Annotated in this window: 17 protein-coding genes and 2 pseudogenes; 12 read left to right on the top strand and 7 right to left on the bottom strand. The window is 35.9% G+C overall.

Features of this window, described 5'->3' with window-relative positions:
* The first annotated feature begins 156 nt into the window (after positions 1-156).
* The 6 genes from lepA to citG all read left to right on the top strand — a co-directional run bounded on the left by lepA (position 157) and on the right by citG (position 8,227).
* Entirely contained in the window at positions 157-1,995 is a 1,839-nt protein-coding gene (gene lepA, locus BN52_RS09160) for a translation elongation factor 4 (RefSeq protein ID WP_008474284.1), read from the top strand.
* 154 nt (positions 1,996-2,149) lie between these two features.
* The gene (locus BN52_RS09155) at positions 2,150-2,839 is read left to right on the top strand and encodes a class A sortase (RefSeq protein WP_008474283.1); all 690 of its coding nucleotides are present in this window, start codon (positions 2,150-2,152) and stop codon (positions 2,837-2,839) included.
* Positions 2,839-5,103, top strand: coding sequence for a single-stranded-DNA-specific exonuclease RecJ (gene recJ / locus BN52_RS09150; RefSeq protein ID WP_008474282.1), 2,265 nt, complete (start codon positions 2,839-2,841; stop codon positions 5,101-5,103). Before BN52_RS09155 ends, recJ begins: the two co-directional genes overlap by 1 nt.
* 106 nt (positions 5,104-5,209) lie before the next feature.
* Complete coding sequence (locus tag BN52_RS09145; protein ID WP_008474281.1) at positions 5,210-5,737, top strand: adenine phosphoribosyltransferase; 528 nt, start codon at positions 5,210-5,212, stop codon at positions 5,735-5,737.
* Positions 5,738-5,905: 168 nt separating this feature from the next.
* On the top strand, positions 5,906-7,396 hold the full coding sequence (gene yjeM / locus BN52_RS09140) for a glutamate/gamma-aminobutyrate family transporter YjeM (protein WP_008474280.1): 1,491 nt from the start codon (positions 5,906-5,908) through the stop codon (positions 7,394-7,396).
* Between the two features lie 6 nt (positions 7,397-7,402).
* On the top strand, positions 7,403-8,227 hold the full coding sequence (citG, locus tag BN52_RS09135) for a triphosphoribosyl-dephospho-CoA synthase CitG (protein WP_008474279.1): 825 nt from the start codon (positions 7,403-7,405) through the stop codon (positions 8,225-8,227).
* 42 nt (positions 8,228-8,269) lie between these two features.
* Here citG and BN52_RS09130 read toward each other — a convergent pair.
* Positions 8,270-10,543 (bottom strand): annotated as a pseudogene (locus BN52_RS09130) (HAD-IC family P-type ATPase).
* 116 nt (positions 10,544-10,659) lie between these two features.
* On the opposite strand from BN52_RS09130, the gene BN52_RS09125 reads away from it, so the two are divergent.
* A complete protein-coding gene (locus BN52_RS09125) occupies positions 10,660-11,505 on the top strand; it encodes a LysR family transcriptional regulator (RefSeq protein WP_008474275.1) in 846 nt (281 codons plus the stop codon).
* A gap of 52 nt (positions 11,506-11,557) precedes the next feature.
* Here the strand turns inward: BN52_RS09125 and eno are convergent, their stop codons facing one another.
* On the bottom strand, positions 11,558-12,844 hold the full coding sequence (eno, locus tag BN52_RS09120; protein ID WP_008474274.1) for a phosphopyruvate hydratase: 1,287 nt from the start codon (positions 12,842-12,844) through the stop codon (positions 11,558-11,560).
* 226 nt (positions 12,845-13,070) lie between these two features.
* Here eno and BN52_RS09115 point away from each other — a divergent pair, with 226 nt between their 5' ends.
* A complete protein-coding gene (locus BN52_RS09115; protein WP_008474273.1) occupies positions 13,071-13,904 on the top strand; it encodes a DegV family protein in 834 nt (277 codons plus the stop codon).
* 53 nt (positions 13,905-13,957) lie between these two features.
* On the opposite strand, the gene BN52_RS09110 is transcribed toward BN52_RS09115, so the two are convergent.
* A complete protein-coding gene (locus tag BN52_RS09110) occupies positions 13,958-14,521 on the bottom strand; it encodes a phosphatase PAP2 family protein (RefSeq protein ID WP_008474272.1) in 564 nt (187 codons plus the stop codon).
* A gap of 95 nt (positions 14,522-14,616) precedes the next feature.
* Positions 14,617-15,597: a choloylglycine hydrolase gene (gene bsh, locus BN52_RS09105; RefSeq protein WP_008474271.1), complete on the bottom strand. Its 981-nt coding sequence runs from the start codon at positions 15,595-15,597 to the stop codon at positions 14,617-14,619.
* 170 nt (positions 15,598-15,767) lie between these two features.
* Between bsh and BN52_RS09100 the strand changes: the two genes are divergently transcribed.
* From BN52_RS09100 to BN52_RS09090, 3 genes are all read left to right on the top strand, one after another.
* Positions 15,768-16,316: a metal-dependent hydrolase gene (locus BN52_RS09100; protein WP_008474269.1), complete on the top strand. Its 549-nt coding sequence runs from the start codon at positions 15,768-15,770 to the stop codon at positions 16,314-16,316.
* 123 nt (positions 16,317-16,439) lie between these two features.
* A complete protein-coding gene (locus tag BN52_RS09095; protein WP_008474268.1) occupies positions 16,440-16,832 on the top strand; it encodes a type II toxin-antitoxin system HicB family antitoxin in 393 nt (130 codons plus the stop codon).
* Between the two features lie 73 nt (positions 16,833-16,905).
* Complete coding sequence (locus BN52_RS09090; protein WP_008474267.1) at positions 16,906-17,088, top strand: hypothetical protein; 183 nt, start codon at positions 16,906-16,908, stop codon at positions 17,086-17,088.
* Between the two features lie 488 nt (positions 17,089-17,576).
* On the opposite strand, the gene BN52_RS09085 is transcribed toward BN52_RS09090, so the two are convergent.
* Positions 17,577-18,386 (bottom strand): hypothetical protein, encoded by an 810-nt coding sequence (locus BN52_RS09085; protein ID WP_008474266.1) that lies wholly within the window; start codon positions 18,384-18,386, stop codon positions 17,577-17,579.
* 362 nt (positions 18,387-18,748) lie between these two features.
* Positions 18,749-18,847, bottom strand: coding sequence for a type I toxin-antitoxin system Fst family toxin (locus tag BN52_RS10165; RefSeq protein WP_156640976.1), 99 nt, complete (start codon positions 18,845-18,847; stop codon positions 18,749-18,751).
* 197 nt (positions 18,848-19,044) lie between these two features.
* On the opposite strand from BN52_RS10165, the gene BN52_RS09080 reads away from it, so the two are divergent.
* Positions 19,045-19,281: a hypothetical protein gene (locus BN52_RS09080; protein ID WP_008474264.1), complete on the top strand. Its 237-nt coding sequence runs from the start codon at positions 19,045-19,047 to the stop codon at positions 19,279-19,281.
* 90 nt (positions 19,282-19,371) lie between these two features.
* Here BN52_RS09080 and BN52_RS09075 read toward each other — a convergent pair.
* Positions 19,372-20,709: pseudogene (locus BN52_RS09075) on the bottom strand (IS4 family transposase).
* Positions 20,710-20,984: the final 275 nt, after the last annotated feature.

The raw sequence follows: 20,984 nt of genomic DNA, 5'->3' as shown, positions 1-20,984 counted from the left end.
TTTAAATCATATAAATATTTAAGAAAGCAAGATTAGACTAATGGTTTATGGGTTACCGCAAAAATATTGACACTTACAAATAATAGAGATCAATGCCTTTTTTTACATCCTTTGTTATAATAAGACTGACATAAATTTTAAGGGTGACAAATTTCTATGGATATTAATAAACTTAAAGACTATCAACAACATATTCGAAATTTTTCGATCGTTGCACACATTGATCATGGAAAATCGACAATCGCCGATCGAATTTTGGAATTGACGGATACAGTTTCAGAACGACAATTAAAAAATCAAATGCTTGATGATATGCCTTTGGAGCGTCAAAGAGGAATTACGATCAAGATGAACTCAGTAGAGGTCAAATACCATGCTGAAAATGGTGAAGACTATATTTTTCACTTAATTGATACTCCCGGTCACGTCGACTTTTCTTATGAGGTCTCACGCTCTCTTGCAGCCTGTGAAGGTGCATTACTGGTTGTTGATGCTTCACAAGGCGTGCAAGCACAAACTCTTGCTAATACTTATTTAGCTATTGACGATGATCTTGAAATTTTACCAGTAATCAATAAGATTGACCTACCATCCGCTGATCCTGATGCCGCTAAGGAAGAAATTGAAGAAATGCTAGGACTTGATGCAACGGAAGCTGCAGAAGTTTCTGGTAAAACTGGTCAAGGCATCAAAGATATGTTAGAAAAAATTGTGAAAGATATCCCAGCTCCAACCGGTGATTTGACCGCACCGTTAAAGGCGTTGATCTTTGATTCCAAATATGACGATTATCGTGGTGTTGTGCTTTCAGTTAGAGTAGAAGATGGAACGGTAAAACCTGGTGACCGAATTCAGATTATGAATACGGGGAAAGAATATGAAGTTACTGAAGTCGGTGTTTCAAGTCCACATCCCGTTAAGAAAGACCTTTTAATTGCCGGGGATGTAGGTTATATTACTGCTAACATCAAGTCAGTGCGTGAAACTCGAGTGGGTGATACAATTACTGATGCTTCGAATCCAACAGAAGAACCATTGCCGGGTTATCGTCAGATCCCACCGATGGTGTTTTCAGGAATGTATCCTGTCGATAATGCCAAATATGATGATTTAAAAGAAGCATTGCAAAAATTGCAATTAAATGATGCTGCTCTTGAATTTGAACCGGAAACCTCGACTGCTCTTGGCTTTGGTTTTAGATGTGGGTTCCTAGGTTTATTACATATGGACGTCGTTCAAGAAAGACTGGAGCAAGAATTTGATTTAGATCTGATTATGACTGCACCAAGTGTAGACTATCATGCAATTATGAATGATGGTACGACTAAAGTGATTGATAATCCATCAGACTTGCCGGATGCAGGCGAATATAAGGAAGTTAAAGAGCCTTATGTTAAAGCAGAGGTAATGGTGCCTAATGATTTTGTTGGGCCAGTAATGGAACTATGTCAACGCAAACGTGGTGAATTTGTAACGATGGATTACTTAGATAAGTATCGAGTAAACGTAATTTACAATATCCCGCTTGCTGAAATAATCTTCGATTTCTTTGATGATCTAAAGTCTTCAACCAAAGGCTATGCTTCGCTGGATTATGAGATTACCGGCTATCGCGCAACCAATTTGGTAAAAATTGATATTTTGCTTAATAAAGATGCCGTCGATGCTCTAAGTTTTATTGCTCATCGAGATGAGGCTCAAGTTCGAGCTCGTCAAATGACCTCAATGCTTAAGAAACTTATTCCAAGACAAAACTTTGAAGTTGATATTCAAGGTGCGATTGGTGCGAAAATAATCTCTCGTGCGACAATTAAGCCATATCGTAAGGATGTTACTTGGAAGATTCACACCGGTGATCCTGATCGTCGTGCAAAGTTGCTCGAAAAGCAAAAACGTGGTAAAAAGCGGATGAAGGCTGTTGGTCGAGTAGAAGTTCCGCAAGATGCCTTTATGGCCGTTCTTAAAATGAACGATGATGACATTAAAGGTAAATAATTTAGAGATCCTAGCTTACACAGAAATTCATGGTGTTTCTAGGATCTTTTTGTTGCTAGGCTAACAATTTATTTAAGTTAAAACCGATCACTGTTTTACACGAAGCAGGTTTGTTATAATGCTTTTAGCGATAATAGGAAGAAAAGGTAGTTTGATGAAAAATACAACACACAAATCGAACTTAAAACGAATTTTTTTACGGGTTTTTGCTGTAATCTTATTGCTTGTTGGACTTGCTTTAGTTTTCAATAAACAAATTAGTGATCGATTGATTAGCCATAATCAAACTAAAGCAATTTCTAGTTTGACCGTTAAAAAAATTGAAGAAAATCAACGTAAAAAAGGCATGTATGACTTTAATAAAGTCAAAGAGGTTGGGCTAAGTGAAGCCATAAAGTCGCAATCAAGCAAAGATGCATATGCAATTGGTGCGCTCGCAATTCCTGATGTAAACATGTATCTTCCAGTCATGCTAGGGATGTCTGATGCTGCGATGACTACAGGTGGCGGTACAATGAGAAGTGATCAAGTAATGGGTAAAGGCAATTATCCATTAGCTGGACACTACATGACTTCAAAAGGCATTCTATTTTCGCCACTTGAAGATGCCAAAAAAGGTCAATTAGTTTATCTAACAAATTTAAAGAAAGTCTTCGTTTACCGGATTTATATGAAGAAAAAGGTAAATCCTTATGCAGTATATTTAGTTGACAATACTACTAAACCGATTGTAACTTTGATAACTTGTGCTGATGGAGGCGTTAATCGATGGGCAGTCAGAGGTAGTTTAGTGAAGACAGTGAAAGCAACACAAAATAACTTGAAGGTGTTTAAATTAAAATAATGGAATGGATTAAAAGAACAGCTGAAAAACTTGACCCTGAGTTAATTGAGAAATATCAACTTAGTCCTATAGAGGCTAAGTTGTTTTCTTTGAGAGAAATAAATACTGATGAACAGCTTGACTATTGGTTCAATGCAACTGAAGACGATTTAGCAGATCCATTTTTGATGCACGATATGGAAAAAGCAGTTGAACGAATCAATCAAGCAATTGATAATGAAGAAAAAATCATGATTTATGGAGACTATGATGCTGATGGCATAACTGCAACCACAATCATGATGGAGACTTTGAGTATCCTAGGTGCAAATGTTGATTTTTTCATTCCTGATCGCTTTAAAGATGGCTATGGTCCAAGTCTAGCGAAGTATCAGGAAATAGTTGCTAATGGTACTAATTTGATTATTACTGTTGATAATGGAGTCACTGGAGTTAAAGAAGTGGCGTATGCTCAAGAACATGGCGTTGATGTCATTTTAACTGATCATCATACTTTTCAAAGTGAGGTTCCGAAGCCGTATGCTCTAGTTCACTGTAATTATCCTGGACAAGCATATCCTTTTGATGATTATTGTGGTGCTGGTGTAGCTTATACAATTTGTCGCGCACTCATGGGTGATTCAATGACTGAATTGCTTGATTTAGCAATGATAGGAACTTTGGGCGATATGGTTAAAGTTTCAGGAGAAGGCCATATTATTGTTAAACGAGGATTGCAGATATTAAATCAGACTGAACGTCCAGGGTTACGTGCCTTGATCGCTAATGCGGGATTACAATTAGGCGAATTGAATGAAACTGATGTAGGCTTTAATATTGCCCCAAGATTAAATGCTACCGGTCGCTTGTCAAATGCTAGTTTGGCCGTTGAACTATTAATGTCGGACAGTGAGGAAGAAGCTAAATTAGTTGCAGATAAAATCGAAGATTTAAATAATCAACGCAAGGACCTAACTAATGATACTTTTGCTAAATGTATGACGCAGGTTCGCAGTAAAATGGAAAGCAAAAATACACAAGTGATTTATGATCCTAGTTTTCATGAGGGCGTTTTGGGATTAGTCGCTAATAAGGTTGTTGAAACAACTCACAAACCAACGATTGTACTAACAGATGGCGACAATGGCGAACTTAAAGGATCAGGTCGATCAGCAGAAGGTTTTAACTTGTTTGATGCCCTAAACCCGCTAAAGGACAAATTGTTAACTAAATTTGGCGGGCACGATTTTGCCTGTGGCTTATCCTTGAAAAAAAACAGACTTTCTGAATTTATCCAGGCATTTGAAGCTAGCCACCATAGCGATGAAAAATTACCACCTAAGAAATTTGATTTTGAGCTTGAGGAAAAAAACTTTACGCTTGGTTTATGGAAAGAACTTCAGGTGGTAGGACCATTTGGTACAGATAATCCAGTTCCAGTCTTTAGTTTAACTGATCCTGCGATTAGTCAATTTAATAAGATTGGCAAAGATAAAACTCATGTGCGAATGAATGTAGGTAAGCAGAGTAAATTAGCTTTAGTTGGGTTTAATTTACCATATTTGCATGAAGATTTGCTCCCATACATTGGAAGATTATATATTCAACTCGGAATCAATACTTTTAGAAATCAAACGAATTTGCAAGGTATTATACAAGATATTGCCTATCAGGCACCAAAATTGTTGAGACCAGAACGTGTTATTGATTTGCGAAAAGAAAATTATTTAATAGGTTTTGCAGATAAATATTTATTTTTTGATAAGAAGAATATTGTGGTAGCAAAAACTAAATGGGGAATTAAGGACGAACAAATAGCACTCGCAGACGAATACCAAAATACAAACGAAATAGTCGCCTTAGTTGACGCTCCGCATAATCAAACGGAATTAGATCAAGTATTGACAAATCAATATCAACAATTGTATTTGCGGTTTATGCTTGACCAGCTACCTGTAAAAGCTATCCCTAATAAAACGCAATTTGCGGATGTTTTAAAATACGTATATGCTCATCCAGGATTAGTACCTGAGGAGTATCAAGCTGCTTCCGACTATTTGCATCTTGAACCAGAAACAATTATGTTTATATTGCGAGTATTTTTTGAATTAGGCTTTATCAAGTTAGAGAAGCAATTGTTAGTTCCAGTTAATAATCCAGTTAAACATCCTTTGACTAATTCAAAGTACCTATTAGCAACTAACGCACAATTAAAATTTACTAAGGTGTTACGCAATATGCCAAGTAGACAGCTCCTTGAATATGTTAATAATAAGCTTGGATAATCTCAAAAAGTTCAGTTTTTGCTGATTTTTGTTTTAATATCTGGTAGAATAGTTAAGTCAAACGTGTTTAAAAATTAACACAAACAAAATGGAGGTTTTTCTTCTTATGGCTATTGATTTTAAAGAGCATATTGCAAGCGTAAAGGATTTTCCTAACAAAGGCATTGTTTTCCGTGATATTACGCCAATTTTACAGGATCCAACTTTGTACAGAGAAGCAACAAAGAGATTAGCTGAATATGCAAAAAGCAGAAATGCTGATGTTATTGTAGGACCTGAGGCACGTGGCTTTATTGTAGGATGTCCAGTTGCAATAGAATTAGGAGTAGGTTTTGTTCCTGCCAGAAAACCTCATAAGCTACCTCGTGAAGTAGAACGAGCTTCTTATGATTTGGAATATGGTTCAAATAGCCTTGAAATGCATAAGGATGCTATTAAGCCTGGTCAGCGTGTTGTTGTCTGCGATGATTTAATGGCAACAGCTGGTACTTTGCGGGCTTCAAAAGAGCTGATTGAACGTTTAGGTGGCGAACTTGTAGGTGCTGCTTTCTATATTGAGCTTCCTGATCTTAATGGTCGCGATAAATTACCGGGAGTAGATATCTTTAGTCTAGTTCAATATCATGGAGCTTAAGACAAAAATATTCTTATTTAAGGTGTTATCTTTGGATAGCACCTTTTTTATATAAAATTTCAAAAAAATTATCTGATTTTGAATTAATTTAAAAGTGATAGTGTAAATTCCTTCAATAAGTAGTAGAGTAGTAATTGTTGTTATATTAGGAAGGAATTTATATTTGTTATGAAATCTGGTTCGTCTGTCAAAATTAAACTAGGAAGTTTAGTTTTGCTGATTTTTTCAGGAATTTATGGATTTAGTAATTCATTGACTGCATATTACCAAATGGGGTATGCAAGTATCGTTTGGTATATTATAACTGCTTTGTTATTCTTTTTACCATCAGCGCTGATTTTTGCAGAATACGGTGCTGCCTTTAAAGGGGTAAGAGGCGGAATCTTTTCTTGGCTTAGAGGTTCAGTTAATGAAAAAACGGCTTTTATTGGAACTTTTATTTGGCTTGCAGCCTGGGTTGTTTGGTTGGTTTCGTCAACACAATTTTTCTTAGTATCGGTTGCAACTACTTTTTTTGGTTATGATAATACTCAAAGTTGGCATATCTTCGGTTTATCTTCAACAGAAACGTTGGGACTGCTTGAAGTCATATTTTTGTTGGTAGTAACCTTCTTTGCCGTAAAAGGTGTAGACAAAATAGCTGCTGTCAGCAACATTGGTGGAATTTTCACCTTAGCAATAACAATCGGTTTTACCTTAGTTTCAATTTTCGTCTTTATCTTGAATCATGGGCAATTAGCTGAACCGGTTACCACTCATGCGTTACTTAAATCACCAAATCCTGCATTTCAATCGCCAATTGCGGTTGTATCCTTTATTGTTTATGCGCTCTTTGCTTATGGTGGGCTAGAAACTTCAGCTGGAGTGATTGATTCAGTTGATAAGCCAGAAAAGACTTTCCCCAAGGCTTTGATTATTGCGATGATTGCCATGACTAGTCTATATGTTTTAAACATTTTTATGTGTGGCGTAGCGGCAAATTGGCAAGATTTGCTTGGTGGTAAAAGCGTGGACTTAGCTAATGTAGAGTATGTTTTAATCAACAATCTTGGGATTGAAACAGGACATGGATTGGGTTTGTCCCATTCAGCTGCACTTGCTCTTGGGCAAGTATTTTCTCGATTTGCTGGGTTAGCTGATGTTTTAGCAGGCATTTCAGCTGCTTTCTTGATGGTTTATTCACCAATTAAGTCATTTATTGAGGGTTGCGATCCTAAACTGCTTCCCAAAAAACTGGTTGAATTAAATAAGCATGGGATGCCAGAACGTTCAATGTGGATTCAAGCAGTTATCGTAAGTGTTATTATTCTCTTTATTTCCTTTGGCGGTAATGCTGCCAATCAGTTTTATACAATTTTGATGGATATGATGAATGTTTCGTCTTCAGCACCATATTTGTTCCTAATTGGAGCATTTCCATTCTTTAAGATGAAGCAAAATCTAGATCGTCCATTTGTATTCATTCATAAGCCTTATAATATTTGGCTTGTTACGATAGTTGTTTGGTTAGTCGTGGCTATTGGTATAATCTTCACTTGTATTGAACCATTATTTACGGGCGATTATGCAACATCATTTTGGACAGCAATTGGTCCTGTTGCTTTTGGTGTTATTGCATGGATTTTTTATATTTATGAAGAAAAGAAGAGTAGAGTTTAGTGGACAATGACAAAAGAGATAGTTAATCATGCAATAAAGGCATTATTATATGAAGTTGTTACTGAACCCAAGCCAGGTCTTGTCGATCCAAGTAACAATGGCTCACATAGTGATATGGATGCTTTTACTTTTATCAGTAGTTCGTTGGCACTAGAAGATTATTTTATAGAAGCAGCTAAACTTGGAGAGCAGTTTCAAGAAGCTGATCTTACAGTATTGTTTCAGAATCTTCGTAAAGCCGGTATACTTGCAGAAAGACAAATGTTTCGAGCAACCCAGGGAGTCAATACTCATAAAGGCGCAATTTTTGCCTTAGGTATTTTTGTCTGTGCCAAAAGTTATGCTGATAAAAATAATTTGAACGTCTTTTCAGTTATCAAACAAATGTGTGCTGGATTGGTGGAACGTGATTTAAAACAGGTTCAACACTATACAACTGTAGGGGCAACGATTTATAAGCAATATGGAATTGCTGGAGCTCGAGAAATGGCAGAATCGGGCTATCAAGTTGTTGAGCAAATAGCTTTGCCATTTTTAATTAGGGCTACAGGAACAACCAATCAACGGTTACTTGATACGTTAATGAAAATAGCTGCGGAAATACCAGATACGACATTTATCAAACGCTCTGGAGGAATTGATCAGCTTTCTTGGCTTAAGCAAGCAATGCAGCGCTATTTTGAGCTTGGAGGCAGTAAGAGTCCTGAGGGGATGCAATATTTACATGAATTAAATGATATTTTTGTGGCCCATAATTATACTATTGGTGGTTGTGCTGATATTCTGATTGTGACGGTATTTATGGCCTTAGAAATGGAAAAATTAGTTTAAGATACGAAAAAGACATTGCCGAGTAGACAATGTCTTTTTTAATTAACGATTTTTCATAATTGGTTGGTAGAACAGATCAATAATAACAGCTGCTACAAGGGCTACAAAAACAGTAATTAATAAATTGGTTAATGAGATCTTAGTCATAGCTAAACCAAATAGTGCAAGAATAAATGTTAAAAGAACATCAATAATTTGAACCCACCCAACTAATTTAGATGGATAATCTTGCCAGAAGAATTTCTTAGTTCTGGTGATCAAAACAATCAACATTGCACTTAGAACTAGATAAACGTAAACCATCGTGGAAATCGTTCCGTGAGACCAGCCATGGGTATTTAAGAACCAGATAAAGGCCATTCCCAGAATAGTCCAGCCTGATGCTAGAGAAAAAGCAATTTTAGATAATCTGGCCATGTTCCAATTCTCAGGTTTATAGGTGATAGTAGTTCTGTCAGTTCCGATCATCATCGTAACCATATTATTCATAACGGTATAGATAACCATTGCGTTTAAAGCAAGAGGCATGTATTCATAGAAAAGGTAGCCAAAAGTCATCAACATAGTCAGCTCAGCGGTTCTGGCTAATTTAGTCAAGGACCAAGTTGTCATTCGTTGATATACTCTGTGACCGGCATCCAAAATTTTAATTATGGATGTTAAACCATCATCAAGCAACACCATTTTACTTGATTTTTTAGCCACGTCTGCTGCATTTGATACTGCAATACCGACTTCAGCTTGTTTTAGAGCAGGTGAATCATTGACACCATCACCAGTCATTCCTACAATATAGCCTTGTTTTTGGAAATATTTGACCATTCGCAATTTATCTTCTGGCAAAACATCAGCAATGCCGGCTAATTCATCAGGAGAAACTTGATCATTGAAATCATGAATCGAAATAACTTTCCCAGTTAAGGCAACTTCTTTTGCAACTGCAGCAGCCGTCTTTTGATTGTCTCCAGTTAACATAATTGGTTGAATGCCACGCTTCTTAAGTTCTTCCAGAGCTGCTTTAGAATCATCACGAACGCGGTCGCGTAAAATAAATACGGCAGCTAAAACATCATCGATTAACACAGCTACAGATCGTCCGGCTTCAAAATCAATATTTTTGACAAGATTATTAGCATGGGGATCGATCAAAGATAGTTGCTTGAAAGAACCTAATTTAACATTATGATTTGCAACATCCGCCATAGAAAAACCAGTATCAGATGTGAATGGAGTAAAACTTTCTGGTGTTTGGTATTTGATGCCTTGCTTTGTAATATATTTATCTAGTGCTTGGTCAATAATGCTTTGATTACGTTGATCGGTAGCGCTGCTTGTTAGTCGTAAAATTTCAGCATCAGTTAAATCGCTAAAATTAGTCCAGTTGGCGACTGCCGTCTTGTTTTCAGTGATTGTACCAGTTTTGTCCAGAAGCAGAAGATTTAAATTGGCTGCATCTTGGATTCCTGTTAAGTCAGCAGTTAAGACCCCTTCTTTGCTTAAACGGGTAGCCTCAAAGGAATTTGACAAAGCAAAGGTTGATGGCATTGCAACCGGAATTGAAGCAATAAACATCATTGCAAGGAAAGGCAACATATCTAAGAAGGTAGCAAAATTACCACCTTTGACAAATGAAGCGATGATGATAACTAAGGTCAAAATACCATCTAATAAACATAGATAATAAATAATTTTGGTCAAGAGAATTTGCAAATGACCAGGAGCAGCTGAATTATTGATCAGATTGATAGTTTTTCCCGAACGTGAATTTTTTCCAGTTGCGGTAATAATGGCAAGACCATGTCCTTCAACTACTGTAGTGCCAGAATAGGCCGTTTCATCGACTTGCTTCTTAACAGCTTTAGATTCACCAGTAATCGAGCTTTCATCAAAGGCTAGATTTCCTTCAACGATTTTAGCATCAGCAGCTAAAATATCACCGCGTTGTAGACTTACCAAATCACCAACAACTAATTGCTTAGAATTAAGCTTAATCCATTTGCCATCATGTTCGACTACAACAGTCGGTGTGAGTTGATGAGAAATACTGTCTAAAACTTTACGTGATTGTTTTTTCTTTGAAGCGCCATTCCAGGCAGCGAATAATAACATTCCAAGAACAAACAACGCTTGAATTTGCTTTCCTAGAATAAATTCAAGAATTAAAGCAGCTTCTAGAATCCAGGCTGACAAATTCCATAATTTACTAGCAAATTCTTTCTAGAAATTATATTTTGGTTCTGGAACTTCATTTAAACCATTTTTTGTTAACAATGTTTTGGCTTCTTCAGAAGTAAGACCATGTATTTTTTGATTCATTATAATTCCTCCGTTTTCTTCATTAACTAAGTTATCACAGTTCTTGTTATTGATAAAATACCAGTATAAAATAAGTGATATCTAAAATTTAGATATCAGTAGTGGGGTGAATTGAAATGGATTTAAAGCAGCTTGAATATTTTTTAGCAGTTGCGGAAGAAAAACAAGTAACAGCAGCTGCTAAACGGCTTTTTGTTGCCCAGCCCCCTTTAAGCTATCAATTAAAGCAGTTAGAAAAAGAATTAGATACCAAACTGTTCATTAGAGGATCACATGGTGTGGAATTAACGGATGCAGGTAAGGAATTACAGGGATATGCGGAAGAAATTGTAAGTTTGGCACAAAAAGCCAAGAACCAGGTAAGCAAAACTGAAAAAGGAGAGTTAGGAAGTATTAGAATCGGCTCGGCTTCTTCATCAGTTGGGGAATTGCCGTCGGCAAGATTTCAAGAGTTGAAGCAATTTTATCCGGATATTGCTTTTGATATTTTTGAAGATAATACATACGGAATTATCGATGGCATACGCAGTGGAAAAATTGATTTAGGAATTGTCCGCACACCATTTGATCACACTGGACTTGATTATAAAGAATTAACTACTGAACAAATGGTAGCAGTTACTAGCGATCAAAGTATTCTGAAAAAAGAACGATTAACTTTAAACGATCTTACGAATGAACCATTGATTATTTATCGTCGATTTGAGAGTATCTTTAATGCTAGTTTTGCTCATATGGGATCAAGACCGTTTTATGCAGTTAAATGTGATGACTCCCGAACAGCAATCTTATGGGCTAAACAGGGAATGGGGCTGGCTTTAGTGCCAGAAGCAATTGCTTCGCTATACGCCAATGAAGAATATTTGCCAATTACTCATTCAAGTTGGCAAACTCATTTACAGTTAATTTGGAGAAAAGAAAAACTCTCGCCGTTAATTGCGAGAGTGATAGATTTATTTTAAGTAAAAAAACGTCCGAAATTTTCGGACGTTTTTTGATTAATGCTTAAACAAATTAGTCTAAGTCAACGTTGTCTGGGAAGAATGCCAAACGTTCGCCTTCACCAAGTTCTTCTTCGATTTCAAGCAAACGGTTATACTTTTCAACACGTTCTGAACGAGCTGGAGCACCAGTCTTCAATTGACCACCGTTAACAGCAACAGCAAGGTCAGCAATGAAAGTGTCACCAGTTTCACCTGAACGGTGAGAAATCATAGTGTTGTAACCATTCTTACGTGACAAACGAATAGTTTCAAGAGTTTCAGTAACAGTACCGATTTGGTTCAACTTGATTAATGAAGCGTTACCAGCACCTTCGTGAATAGCCTTGTTCAAAAGCTTAGGGTTAGTACAAATGAAGTCGTCAAGAACGATTTGAAGACGATCTTTGTGACTTTGAGTAAACTTAACCATACCTTCAACATCGTTTTCGTCGTATGGGTCTTCCATAGAAATTAATTCTGGGAATTCGTCAAGAAGCTTGTCATAGTAGTCGCTTAATTCGTCACCAGTAAGAACCTTACCTTCAAGGTGGTACTTACCGTCTTCCTTGTTGTAGAAGTATGAAGCAGCACAGTCGCAGGCAATAGCGATATCTTCACCTGGCTTGTAACCAGCCTTGATGATTGATTCGTGCAAAGCCTTCAAAGCTTCTTCAGAGTTCTTCATGTTAGGAGCGAAACCACCTTCGTCACCTAAACCAGTTTCGTAACCCATGTCTTCCAAAACCTTCTTCAAGGTGTGGTAAGTGTTAACGATCTTTTCAAAACCATCACGGAATGAAGTCTTATTAACTGGAGTGATCATGAATTCTTGAATGTCGATACCGTTGTCAGCGTGTTCACCACCGTTGATAACGTTGTGGAAAGTTTGAGGCATTTCAAGGTCAGTACCACCAAGGTAACGGTACAAAGGTTGGTGAGTATCCTTAGCAGCTGCAGCAGCAGTAGCCATAGATACACCTAAGATAGCGTTAGCACCAAGACGACCCTTGTTTGGAGTACCGTCTAATTCGATCATAGTCTTGTCAACTAATGGTTGGTTGTGAGGATCCATACCCTTCAAAGCCTTAGCGATTTCAGTGTTAACGTTGTTAACAGCGTTCATAACGCCCTTACCACCAAGACGGCTACCACCATCACGTAATTCAACAGCTTCGTTTTCACCAGTTGAAGCACCTGATGGAACTTCAGCTTTACCAACTACACCGTTTGAAAGAGTAACGAAAACTTCAACAGTTGGGTTACCACGTGAGTCAAAAATTTCAAGTGCATGAACATTTTCAATGACTGATTTTAACATCAAAAAACCTCCTAAAAATCAGTGACGTGAAATCTAAAGTAAACGTCACGTCGTGGAAGCAACTTGCTTCTCATCTACATCACAAATTTTAGCTTAACTTTGTGATCCTGTAAACATATGAAAACGGTTTACATTTTAAATTTTACTAAAATGAATTTTTGCGGTATTATTTCAAGAAATAGTATTTACAAAACTAAATTAAGTATAGAAATAGAGAAAGATATTAATGAACGAAATCAGATTAATCGTCGATTCTAGTTCAAATGAAACTGAACAAACAAATCGAAATTTAAAAGTTGTACCGCTAAAAATAAATCTGGCTGGAAAAGACTTTGTTGATGATAACAAGATTGATTTACCAAGTTTCCTTGAGGAACTGTCGCAGACAACTGAGGCCGGCAAGACAGCTTGTCCCAGTTTACAAGATTGGCTTGATGCACTTGAAGGAGCGGAAAAAGCAATTATTGTGACAATGACTAGTGGCTTAAGTGGAACTTATGCTTCTGCGATGCAGGCAAGAGATATTTATTGCGAACAAAACCCTACTAGTAAAGTTATTGTGGTCGATTCACGCTCAGCGGGGCCAGAACTTTCAATTATTCTTGAAAGAATTGAAGAATTATTACAAGAAGAGCTTCGTTTTGTTGATTTGGAAGAAAGGATTGCTCAGATTCGCACTAAGACGCACTTATTGTTTATTCTGCAATCGCTGCATAATTTGGCGGTAAGTGGACGGGTATCTCCTGCAATCGTTAAATTAGCTAGTCTGTTGCATATCAATGTCATTGGTCAAGCTAGTAAGGAAGGAACTTTGGAACAACTTGCCAAAGCTCGAGGCAGTAAAAAAGCTGTCAAAGAACTGGTAAAGCAAATGAAATTAGAGGGTTATCATGGTGGACGAGTTATCATTGACCATTGTGAGAATAAAGTTGACAGTGAAAGAATTCGTGATTTATTGATCGAAGAATTTCCATCTGCTCAGATTTTGATCCGTAAAACTCGTGGGTTGTGCAGTTTTTATGCCGAGCAAGGTGGTATCATGGTTGGATTTGAATCATAAAAAATAAGACTTCTCAAGCTTGAGTTGGTTGACTCAGACTGAGAAGTCTTTTTTTAAATGAAATTACTAGCAATTGAGAAGCAAATAATGGCTAAACTAGTTGCACCGACAACGTCTGATGGGTAATGAGCCTTAAGACTAAGTCGCGAAATTACCACCATCAACCAGATAGCAATTAAAAAAACGCTTAAGCCAATGCCATACTTAGGTCCGAATAAATGTAAAAGGATAAGAGTCATTGTAGTTGAGCCCAAAACATGGCCGCTAGGGAAACTATATCCTGATTCTAATTCTGAATGCATAATTGGTCGCTTACGACGAATTGTCCTTTTTAGAAAGATACCAATTAAATCCGTAAATCCAAGTGTTCCGAGTACCCACATCGCAGTATGATTTCGATTTTGGTCAATCAATGTACTGGCAAGCAAAACTGCCCAAACTACCATTAGTTTAGGATCATTTAAAAAAGCAATGACTTGCCAACTAAAACCATCACGATCGCGAACTAGTTTACGATGGAGCCAATGATCAAAAAGATTGAAGCGACGAGAATTTTTGATATTGAAAATCAAAAACAACAGAGTACTTAGAGAAATTCCAAAAATGGTTAAACTCATATGATTTTTAAACCTGTTCCTTAAAATTTCTATTAGTACGAATATTTTACCAACAAAGTAGTAAGAAATCAGCCAACTTCGATGAAACTTAAGAATTAATTTACCTCTCTGAAGTTAGGTTGATCACTAATGGAATAACTAATCAAGTTTGAATCTTCTAAATCTTCATGTGCTAAGCTTACTTGTGAAATCTGTGAGTTATTGTAAGTAGTGTAGTAAAAACAATTTTGATCGAGATCGAAACAATCAGAATAAATTGTGAATTCATCTTGGCCATTATCTAATTTATTAAGCCCTTTTTGTTGTTCAACTGATTTCAGAATGTGAAAGTAGGTATTAATATTTTCAGCGTTGTTTTCGCTCTTAGGTGCATGATGTAAATTGAAAGTTGCTCTGACAAAACGAGAAACCGAATCAAGTCCACCAGGTAAGTTGACGGATCCCATGCCACTGCTATATGGGGTAAGGTCAATATTCGAAGCAAAAGTATTAGCGGTTGGTTGAACACTAAGATTACGATAAATATTTAGTGCAAATCGTTGCTTAGGAAATTGCGGATTATTGGTAAGAACGCCAACTTCATTATGATAAAGGTGAAGCCCATCACGATCAGCTTCTACAACTAAAGCTTGACCGGTTTTGTCGGCTAAAAGCCAGTGAAGGGATGCGAGTGGCATTTTTTCACTAAAGTTGATTGCTACTAAATTGGTTTTGACAATTAGTGCTTCTGCTTCTGTTAAGTTTGAGCATTGACTTAGTACCCAAGGAATGAATTCAAAGGGACTGATGTTTGCTTTGGTTAATGAAAGAGTCTCCTGATAGTAAGCGTTGCCGGGATAATTTAGTCCTGCCATTCCAAGACCGGCTTCATTAGCAGCATCAAAATAAAGGGGATAATCGTTGGCTACAAGGGCAATTCCGATGATAGCGAAGTGATGAGATATAGAATTTTCTTTGCGAAAATCAAATTGATAGTTGCGAGGAGTAATGACAACTTTTTGACCATAAGAAATATCTAAATCAAGATTTCGTCCAAAGTAGTGATTTTTAGGACTGAAGATAATCGAAGTACACATAGTTAATAAGATCCTTTCATAAAAAACGTTTTCAATTTAATTGTAACCCTTCCCCAATAAAAAGAAACGTCATTATTATAATAAGAATATTGTGCAATAAGGATGTACTTTTATCTGGATAATTGTATAATACAATTTGATATATAAAATCTGTGAAAGGAGGACAATTCATGTTAGCAAGATCACATCGAATATGTAGTATTGCGATTGTTGAGATGGGTTTATTGGCAACGAATTTAGTTTTAAAAAATCCACTTCCAAATTTAGTGATTTTATTAGCAACGGGAATTGGTTCTTCTTTACCAGATTTAGATCAATATAATAGTAAAGCAAGTAGAAAATCTATAATCAATTTTAGTCTGATTTTTCGTCATCGTGGTATTACTCATTCGCTCTTGGGATGGATACTGTTTTCGTGGGGGATGTATTGGCTGATGAACCATGTATCCACGATTAGAATTGAGCCAAATATGGTCAATAATTATTGGTCATGTATTTGGCTAGGATTAGTCCTGGGATATTTTTTACATTTGCTTGAGGACAGTTTTAGCAATCAGGGAGTAGATTGGCTAGCACCATTTATAAAAAGAAGCGGTAAACCTTTATTCCATTATAAAGTTGGTGGCTTTGCGGAACAATTTATGTCGACAATTGCCTATTTGGGAATTGTAGTGATGTCGCTTTATTGGGTATGGATATATTTAATGCCAACAATTTAATTGTTAAAGACAGGATAGAGCGATTAACGAGAGTTGATCGTTTTTTTAATGGAAGAATAAAGGCGGTAGTATAATTTATATATGGAGGAAAAGCGGTTGATTCAATGAACCACGAGCTTGAAAATGAAAGAAGATAAAATTGTAGTTTTTCCTATTATAATTACGAAAGATGATGAAGAAAAAATTCCATATCTTGTTTATGTCCCTGATCTTGATTCCTATACTCAAGGTAGAACATTTATCGAGGCAATTTTAATGGGAGAAGATTTAATTGCATCGCAGTCATTGGTGAGGGAATTACCACCTTCAAATACGAAGATGCCCAAGGCAAAAGAAAATGAAACTGTAACTTTGGTAACAGTGAATATCTCAAGGTACAAGCGAATTTGGGATGATCAGGTTGTTAAAAAAACTCTTACTATTCCGAAACGATTGAATGATTTGGGAGTAGAACAAGGAATCGATTTTTCCGCTTTACTTACTGAAGCTTTAGAAAGAAAGCTTTACGGTGATTGATTTAAAAATATGTTACTTAGGATGTGGTTTTTCAAATAATACTATTTAAAAAAAGAAGCTGTAAGGTGATCAGATGATAGACTATAGTACTCATTTATATGATGAATTTGATGGAGTTGGTTCGGGAGAATGGTATGCAGCTCAAGAAAATGATAAATTACAAATCGAGAATAATCTGGTCAAACCAAAAAAGAAGAAGCGTAAAAGAAAAAAGTCGGGAAAGCTTTGGAGTAAAATTCATTACATCAAGGCTTAAAAAAGAGGACACAAAATTGGATGATATGATGTAGAGCTTGGTTTAAAAGGTTGGATAGTAAACATAATCGCTTATCTTATTGTGGCTGCATTGTACTTTATATTCATCGATTTTATTTTGCTACACATAAAGTGGCTCAATGATTTAATACTTGATATTTTCTATCTAGCCATTTTCTTAATTATCATGTTCTTCTATGGAGTATTTTCTTTCTTCAATAATTTATTTAAATAATATGCTAATCCCGAGCCAAGCTTAGTGGAAACACTAAGAAGGTGTAACGACTAGAAAAAGTAAGCTAAAAACTAGAGTCTAGAAAAAATTTTAAAATTAAAAAGTGTTAGAAATGCGTTACTGAAAACGATGATTTCTAGCACTTTTTTCGTTAAGTTATGTATGATAAGAATTTTAATTGGATTTTTGATCAATAAAAGTATATCTATAATAAACAATAAATTCATTGAAAGTTTCAACAATATGGTCAACTGTCAGTCTTCGACATCAATATTAGCTTTAGCATTTGTTACAGGAATTTCGATATTATGACCTTCGCCATCATCAAAAATATAGCTCGAAGCATTAAGATCAACATCATCACCAGTGAGAACTATCTTAAATGTAGTGTAATAATCCTTAGGTAGTGTATCATCACGTTCTGAGAGGAGATCAGCAAATTGATCGTCGTCTTTCAAGATAGTATCCTCAGTTCCATTTATTAATGTATGATCTGAATTAGTGCCAAATGGATAGATATATAGACTTGATTCTAACCAACTTGAAGGCTTTATTTTCTTATAAGCACTACTTAACTTGGCTGTTAAAACCAAATCTATTTCATCAGGCTGGTTTGTAGTATTATCATAGTTAAAAACGGATATTCTTTCTAATTTCTTCACAGTAAACTTATTACCATAAAAATCTGTGTATGTATTACCGGTCCAATTTTCCTTGTGTTGTTTAAAATATTCAGACATCCATTTACTGTTGGATTTTGTAGAAATCCACCAATAGCGACTACCAGATTTAGTTCCAGCAAGAACCCAACCTTGAAATTCTCCAGCTCGTCTAAGCTTTATAATATCATTAACATGGAATTTTTTGATCCCTTTTGTAAATCTATAGCGTAATTTGTCATATTTTCTGAATACTGTGTTTTTTTCAACAATAACTTTTCTAGTTTTATCCCAATATGTCGAGTTTATTGAATGGTCTGCTGCCTTAACAGTATCAGGTGTTAAGGCAACACAATATAATAGAGTTGCAAAAATAATGCTAAGTTTATAAGCTCTGATTTTCATTTTTTATATCCTCCAATTGAAATTTATTTTGAACATTGGCATAAGGTTTACCCTGTTTAATTCAGGAACCATCTATAACGAACATTTTAAGCCTAAAAGAATTAGTGGTCACATCAAATTTGTTTTTCCTTGCGAACACGTATTATAAATGAAAATTACCACAATAGATCCGATTAATTCTGGTGATAATATAACTACCCACATTAGCTTTTTTCTTTACTTTTGTGCTTAATATGCTATGCTAGCTATAGCAACAAAAGTAAAAAAATCAAAGCGTATAACGCAAAAAAGCATTGTCGTATCGGGATAATGCTTTTATTTTTCACTTGGTGCAACATCCAAGTGTGCAGGTGAAACGGCGACTAGTTACGACCGTTGTGACGATTATTCCACCAGTAATCGAACAGTCTAATGACTAGTTCCACAATGAGTGGTGCAACGATCAAAGTAAAAAAAATCACGCATAACACTTTCACCTTCTTTCAAGGGAGGTACTAGTCACCGCTTAATATTATAACAGACAAGACAGGTTAAACCCTGCCTTTTTTCTACGTAAAGTCAAGAGTGATAGGCTCTTTAATTGAATTTTTGAAATCTTATTATGAAAAAACTTAGTAAAATAAAGTTGAAAGTCTATATGAAAAGAGAATCCAAAAACATGAAAATAACAAACAAAACCACTTTATATAGTATTTGGGAAATATTTGTAGGTAAATGGGCGTATGTAAAACAAAAGGATGGTTCAACTAAAAGGCTATATATTGTTGATGTAGATGATGAATTTGATCCAGATGGGGTAGGAATCGAGCAAGATATATTTATTTATAATAATAGCGGTAGTGATGATTACGGAAACGGAATGTTAATATCTGACATAGATGAAATCAATTTATAAAAAATGTTTGATTAAGTAACTGAAACTTGAAAGCACCAAAATCAAGCCCGAGTCTTGTCGCTGTTGAGCTTTTCTGGGCTTTATTAGTTTTTATATGATCTGTTTCAGTGCAATTTGAATGAATCGCGGCAGTTGGTTAATAAAGTCACTAATTACTTCATCTATCTTTTCAAAACTTGTCTGCTTAAGCTCTTTTAATTCTGAAATTAAGTAGACCAATGCATCTACGAATCTAATATCAGGTAAGGATTCGTTCATTAGATAGAATAAATCTCCGATTGTCTTATCATCTGTATTTTGTCTTTCCTGTCAGGCCAATAGATCATAAGTTATTGCTGTAACCGTGATATAGCCACATTGGCCGTCATAGCTTTGAACTTGGGATTTATCTAGAGCAAGATATTGCTTAGACGTCTTAAAATATGTTTCAATTTGCTATCTACGACCATAAAGCTGGATGATTTCTTCAGGGCTAAGCTTTGTCTGAGTAGTAGCTAAAACCAAATACTTGTTCTTGTTTCCACGGTTGGAGACAAAGACCAGCTTTAATAAAAAGCTATGTCCATGATATTGAGCCTCAACTATGCTTGAATAAAGATAATGTTTCTTTTTACAGATGTTTGAAGCAGCCAAACGATCATACAAGTCTTTAACGCTATAGCGGCGATGGCGATAAATGTAATAAATCTTTGAACCCTTCTTAATCATGCCAAGTCCATCTAAACCGAGTTTCTTTAGAATCCAAAACAATCTTGGAGAAGAAAACCAAGAATCGAATAAGACGTATTTAGCTTCTACCCCTAATCGTAAGGCTTGTCTAATCAACTCTACAGTTACGTCGTTCATCTTTCTCTGAGCTTGATTTCTCCTTTTGCCAGAAATTGAACGTTCATCAGTAGTAATGGGAGCAGCTCCAATCATATTTTTCTTGGTTTTGGTTGACATCAAGGCAAAGTTAACTGGCAAGAAGGTATTGCCGTCACTCCAGCCTAAAGTTAAACCGCGATATCCGTTCAAATACTCATGCTTGTCATGGTCATAGACTTTAGCTAGCAATTCTGTCTTTTTAGAAAAAGACCGAGCCATCAGAGTATCGTAAACGATAAGAGCAAGTCGGCGTCTTTTATCGATAAATGGTTTTAAGCAGCCAATGAGCCGGGCTGCAATCAAGCATAATAGTTTTTGCCAGTTGATTCTGCCATCGTTAAGTACATTGCGAGCAGTTCTAACGGAAAAACGTTTGTCATCTTTAGCTCTGAATAAAGAAAGCCGAGCAAAATATACAGACATCAGCCAAGAGATAATCATGGTTAATGAAATAGTAGATTTACGCTTAAAGTTGACTTGTTTAGTTAACTTAGCTAGACCAATTAGATTAATAAATGAAGAAATATCGTTTTCTGTGTCGATTTGTTCTATACTGTTCATTGCGTAGGATCTCCTTTACTTTTCAGGTTGACAGTTAAAGTATAACGCAGAGAGATCCTGCGTTTTTATTTTTGATAAAGAGGCACGGGGAAGGAGCGCTAATCTTAACTTTCAAGTTTCAGTTAAGTAAAAAATATAGGCCCCATAATTATTTACGTTTTAGTGCAAAATAAATACAAAAAGACTGATAATCGTTATCAAGGTGATATGATTATCAGTCCTTTTACATTTGGTGAAAAGAGAAAAATAAAAAAACCCTACATTGATACAATCCC

It is taken from the genome of Lactobacillus gigeriorum DSM 23908 = CRBIP 24.85 (genome assembly GCF_000296855.1).
In the GTDB taxonomy this organism is placed as follows: domain Bacteria; phylum Bacillota; class Bacilli; order Lactobacillales; family Lactobacillaceae; genus Lactobacillus; species Lactobacillus gigeriorum.
This window is presented reverse-complemented; position numbering and strand designations above follow the sequence as displayed.

Bases quoted from the DNA above. Each gene is read 5' to 3' on its own strand.
- citG (WP_008474279.1), top strand. From the start codon at position 7,403: ATGACAAAAGAGATAGTTAATCATGCAATAAAGGCATTATTATATGAA.
- BN52_RS09090 (WP_008474267.1), top strand. From the start codon at position 16,906: ATGATAGACTATAGTACTCATTTATATGATGAATTTGATGGAGTTGGT.
- BN52_RS09110 (WP_008474272.1), bottom strand. From the start codon at position 14,521: ATGAGTTTAACCATTTTTGGAATTTCTCTAAGTACTCTGTTGTTTTTG.
- BN52_RS09100 (WP_008474269.1), top strand. From the start codon at position 15,768: ATGTTAGCAAGATCACATCGAATATGTAGTATTGCGATTGTTGAGATG.
- bsh (WP_008474271.1), bottom strand. From the start codon at position 15,597: ATGTGTACTTCGATTATCTTCAGTCCTAAAAATCACTACTTTGGACGA.
- recJ (WP_008474282.1), top strand. From the start codon at position 2,839: ATGGAATGGATTAAAAGAACAGCTGAAAAACTTGACCCTGAGTTAATT.
- lepA (WP_008474284.1), top strand. From the start codon at position 157: ATGGATATTAATAAACTTAAAGACTATCAACAACATATTCGAAATTTT.
- BN52_RS09125 (WP_008474275.1), top strand. From the start codon at position 10,660: ATGGATTTAAAGCAGCTTGAATATTTTTTAGCAGTTGCGGAAGAAAAA.
- BN52_RS09095 (WP_008474268.1), top strand. From the start codon at position 16,440: ATGAAAGAAGATAAAATTGTAGTTTTTCCTATTATAATTACGAAAGAT.
- yjeM (WP_008474280.1), top strand. From the start codon at position 5,906: ATGAAATCTGGTTCGTCTGTCAAAATTAAACTAGGAAGTTTAGTTTTG.
- BN52_RS09115 (WP_008474273.1), top strand. From the start codon at position 13,071: ATGAACGAAATCAGATTAATCGTCGATTCTAGTTCAAATGAAACTGAA.
- BN52_RS09080 (WP_008474264.1), top strand. From the start codon at position 19,045: ATGAAAATAACAAACAAAACCACTTTATATAGTATTTGGGAAATATTT.
- eno (WP_008474274.1), bottom strand. From the start codon at position 12,844: ATGTTAAAATCAGTCATTGAAAATGTTCATGCACTTGAAATTTTTGAC.
- BN52_RS09085 (WP_008474266.1), bottom strand. From the start codon at position 18,386: ATGAAAATCAGAGCTTATAAACTTAGCATTATTTTTGCAACTCTATTA.
- BN52_RS09145 (WP_008474281.1), top strand. From the start codon at position 5,210: ATGGCTATTGATTTTAAAGAGCATATTGCAAGCGTAAAGGATTTTCCT.
- BN52_RS09155 (WP_008474283.1), top strand. From the start codon at position 2,150: ATGAAAAATACAACACACAAATCGAACTTAAAACGAATTTTTTTACGG.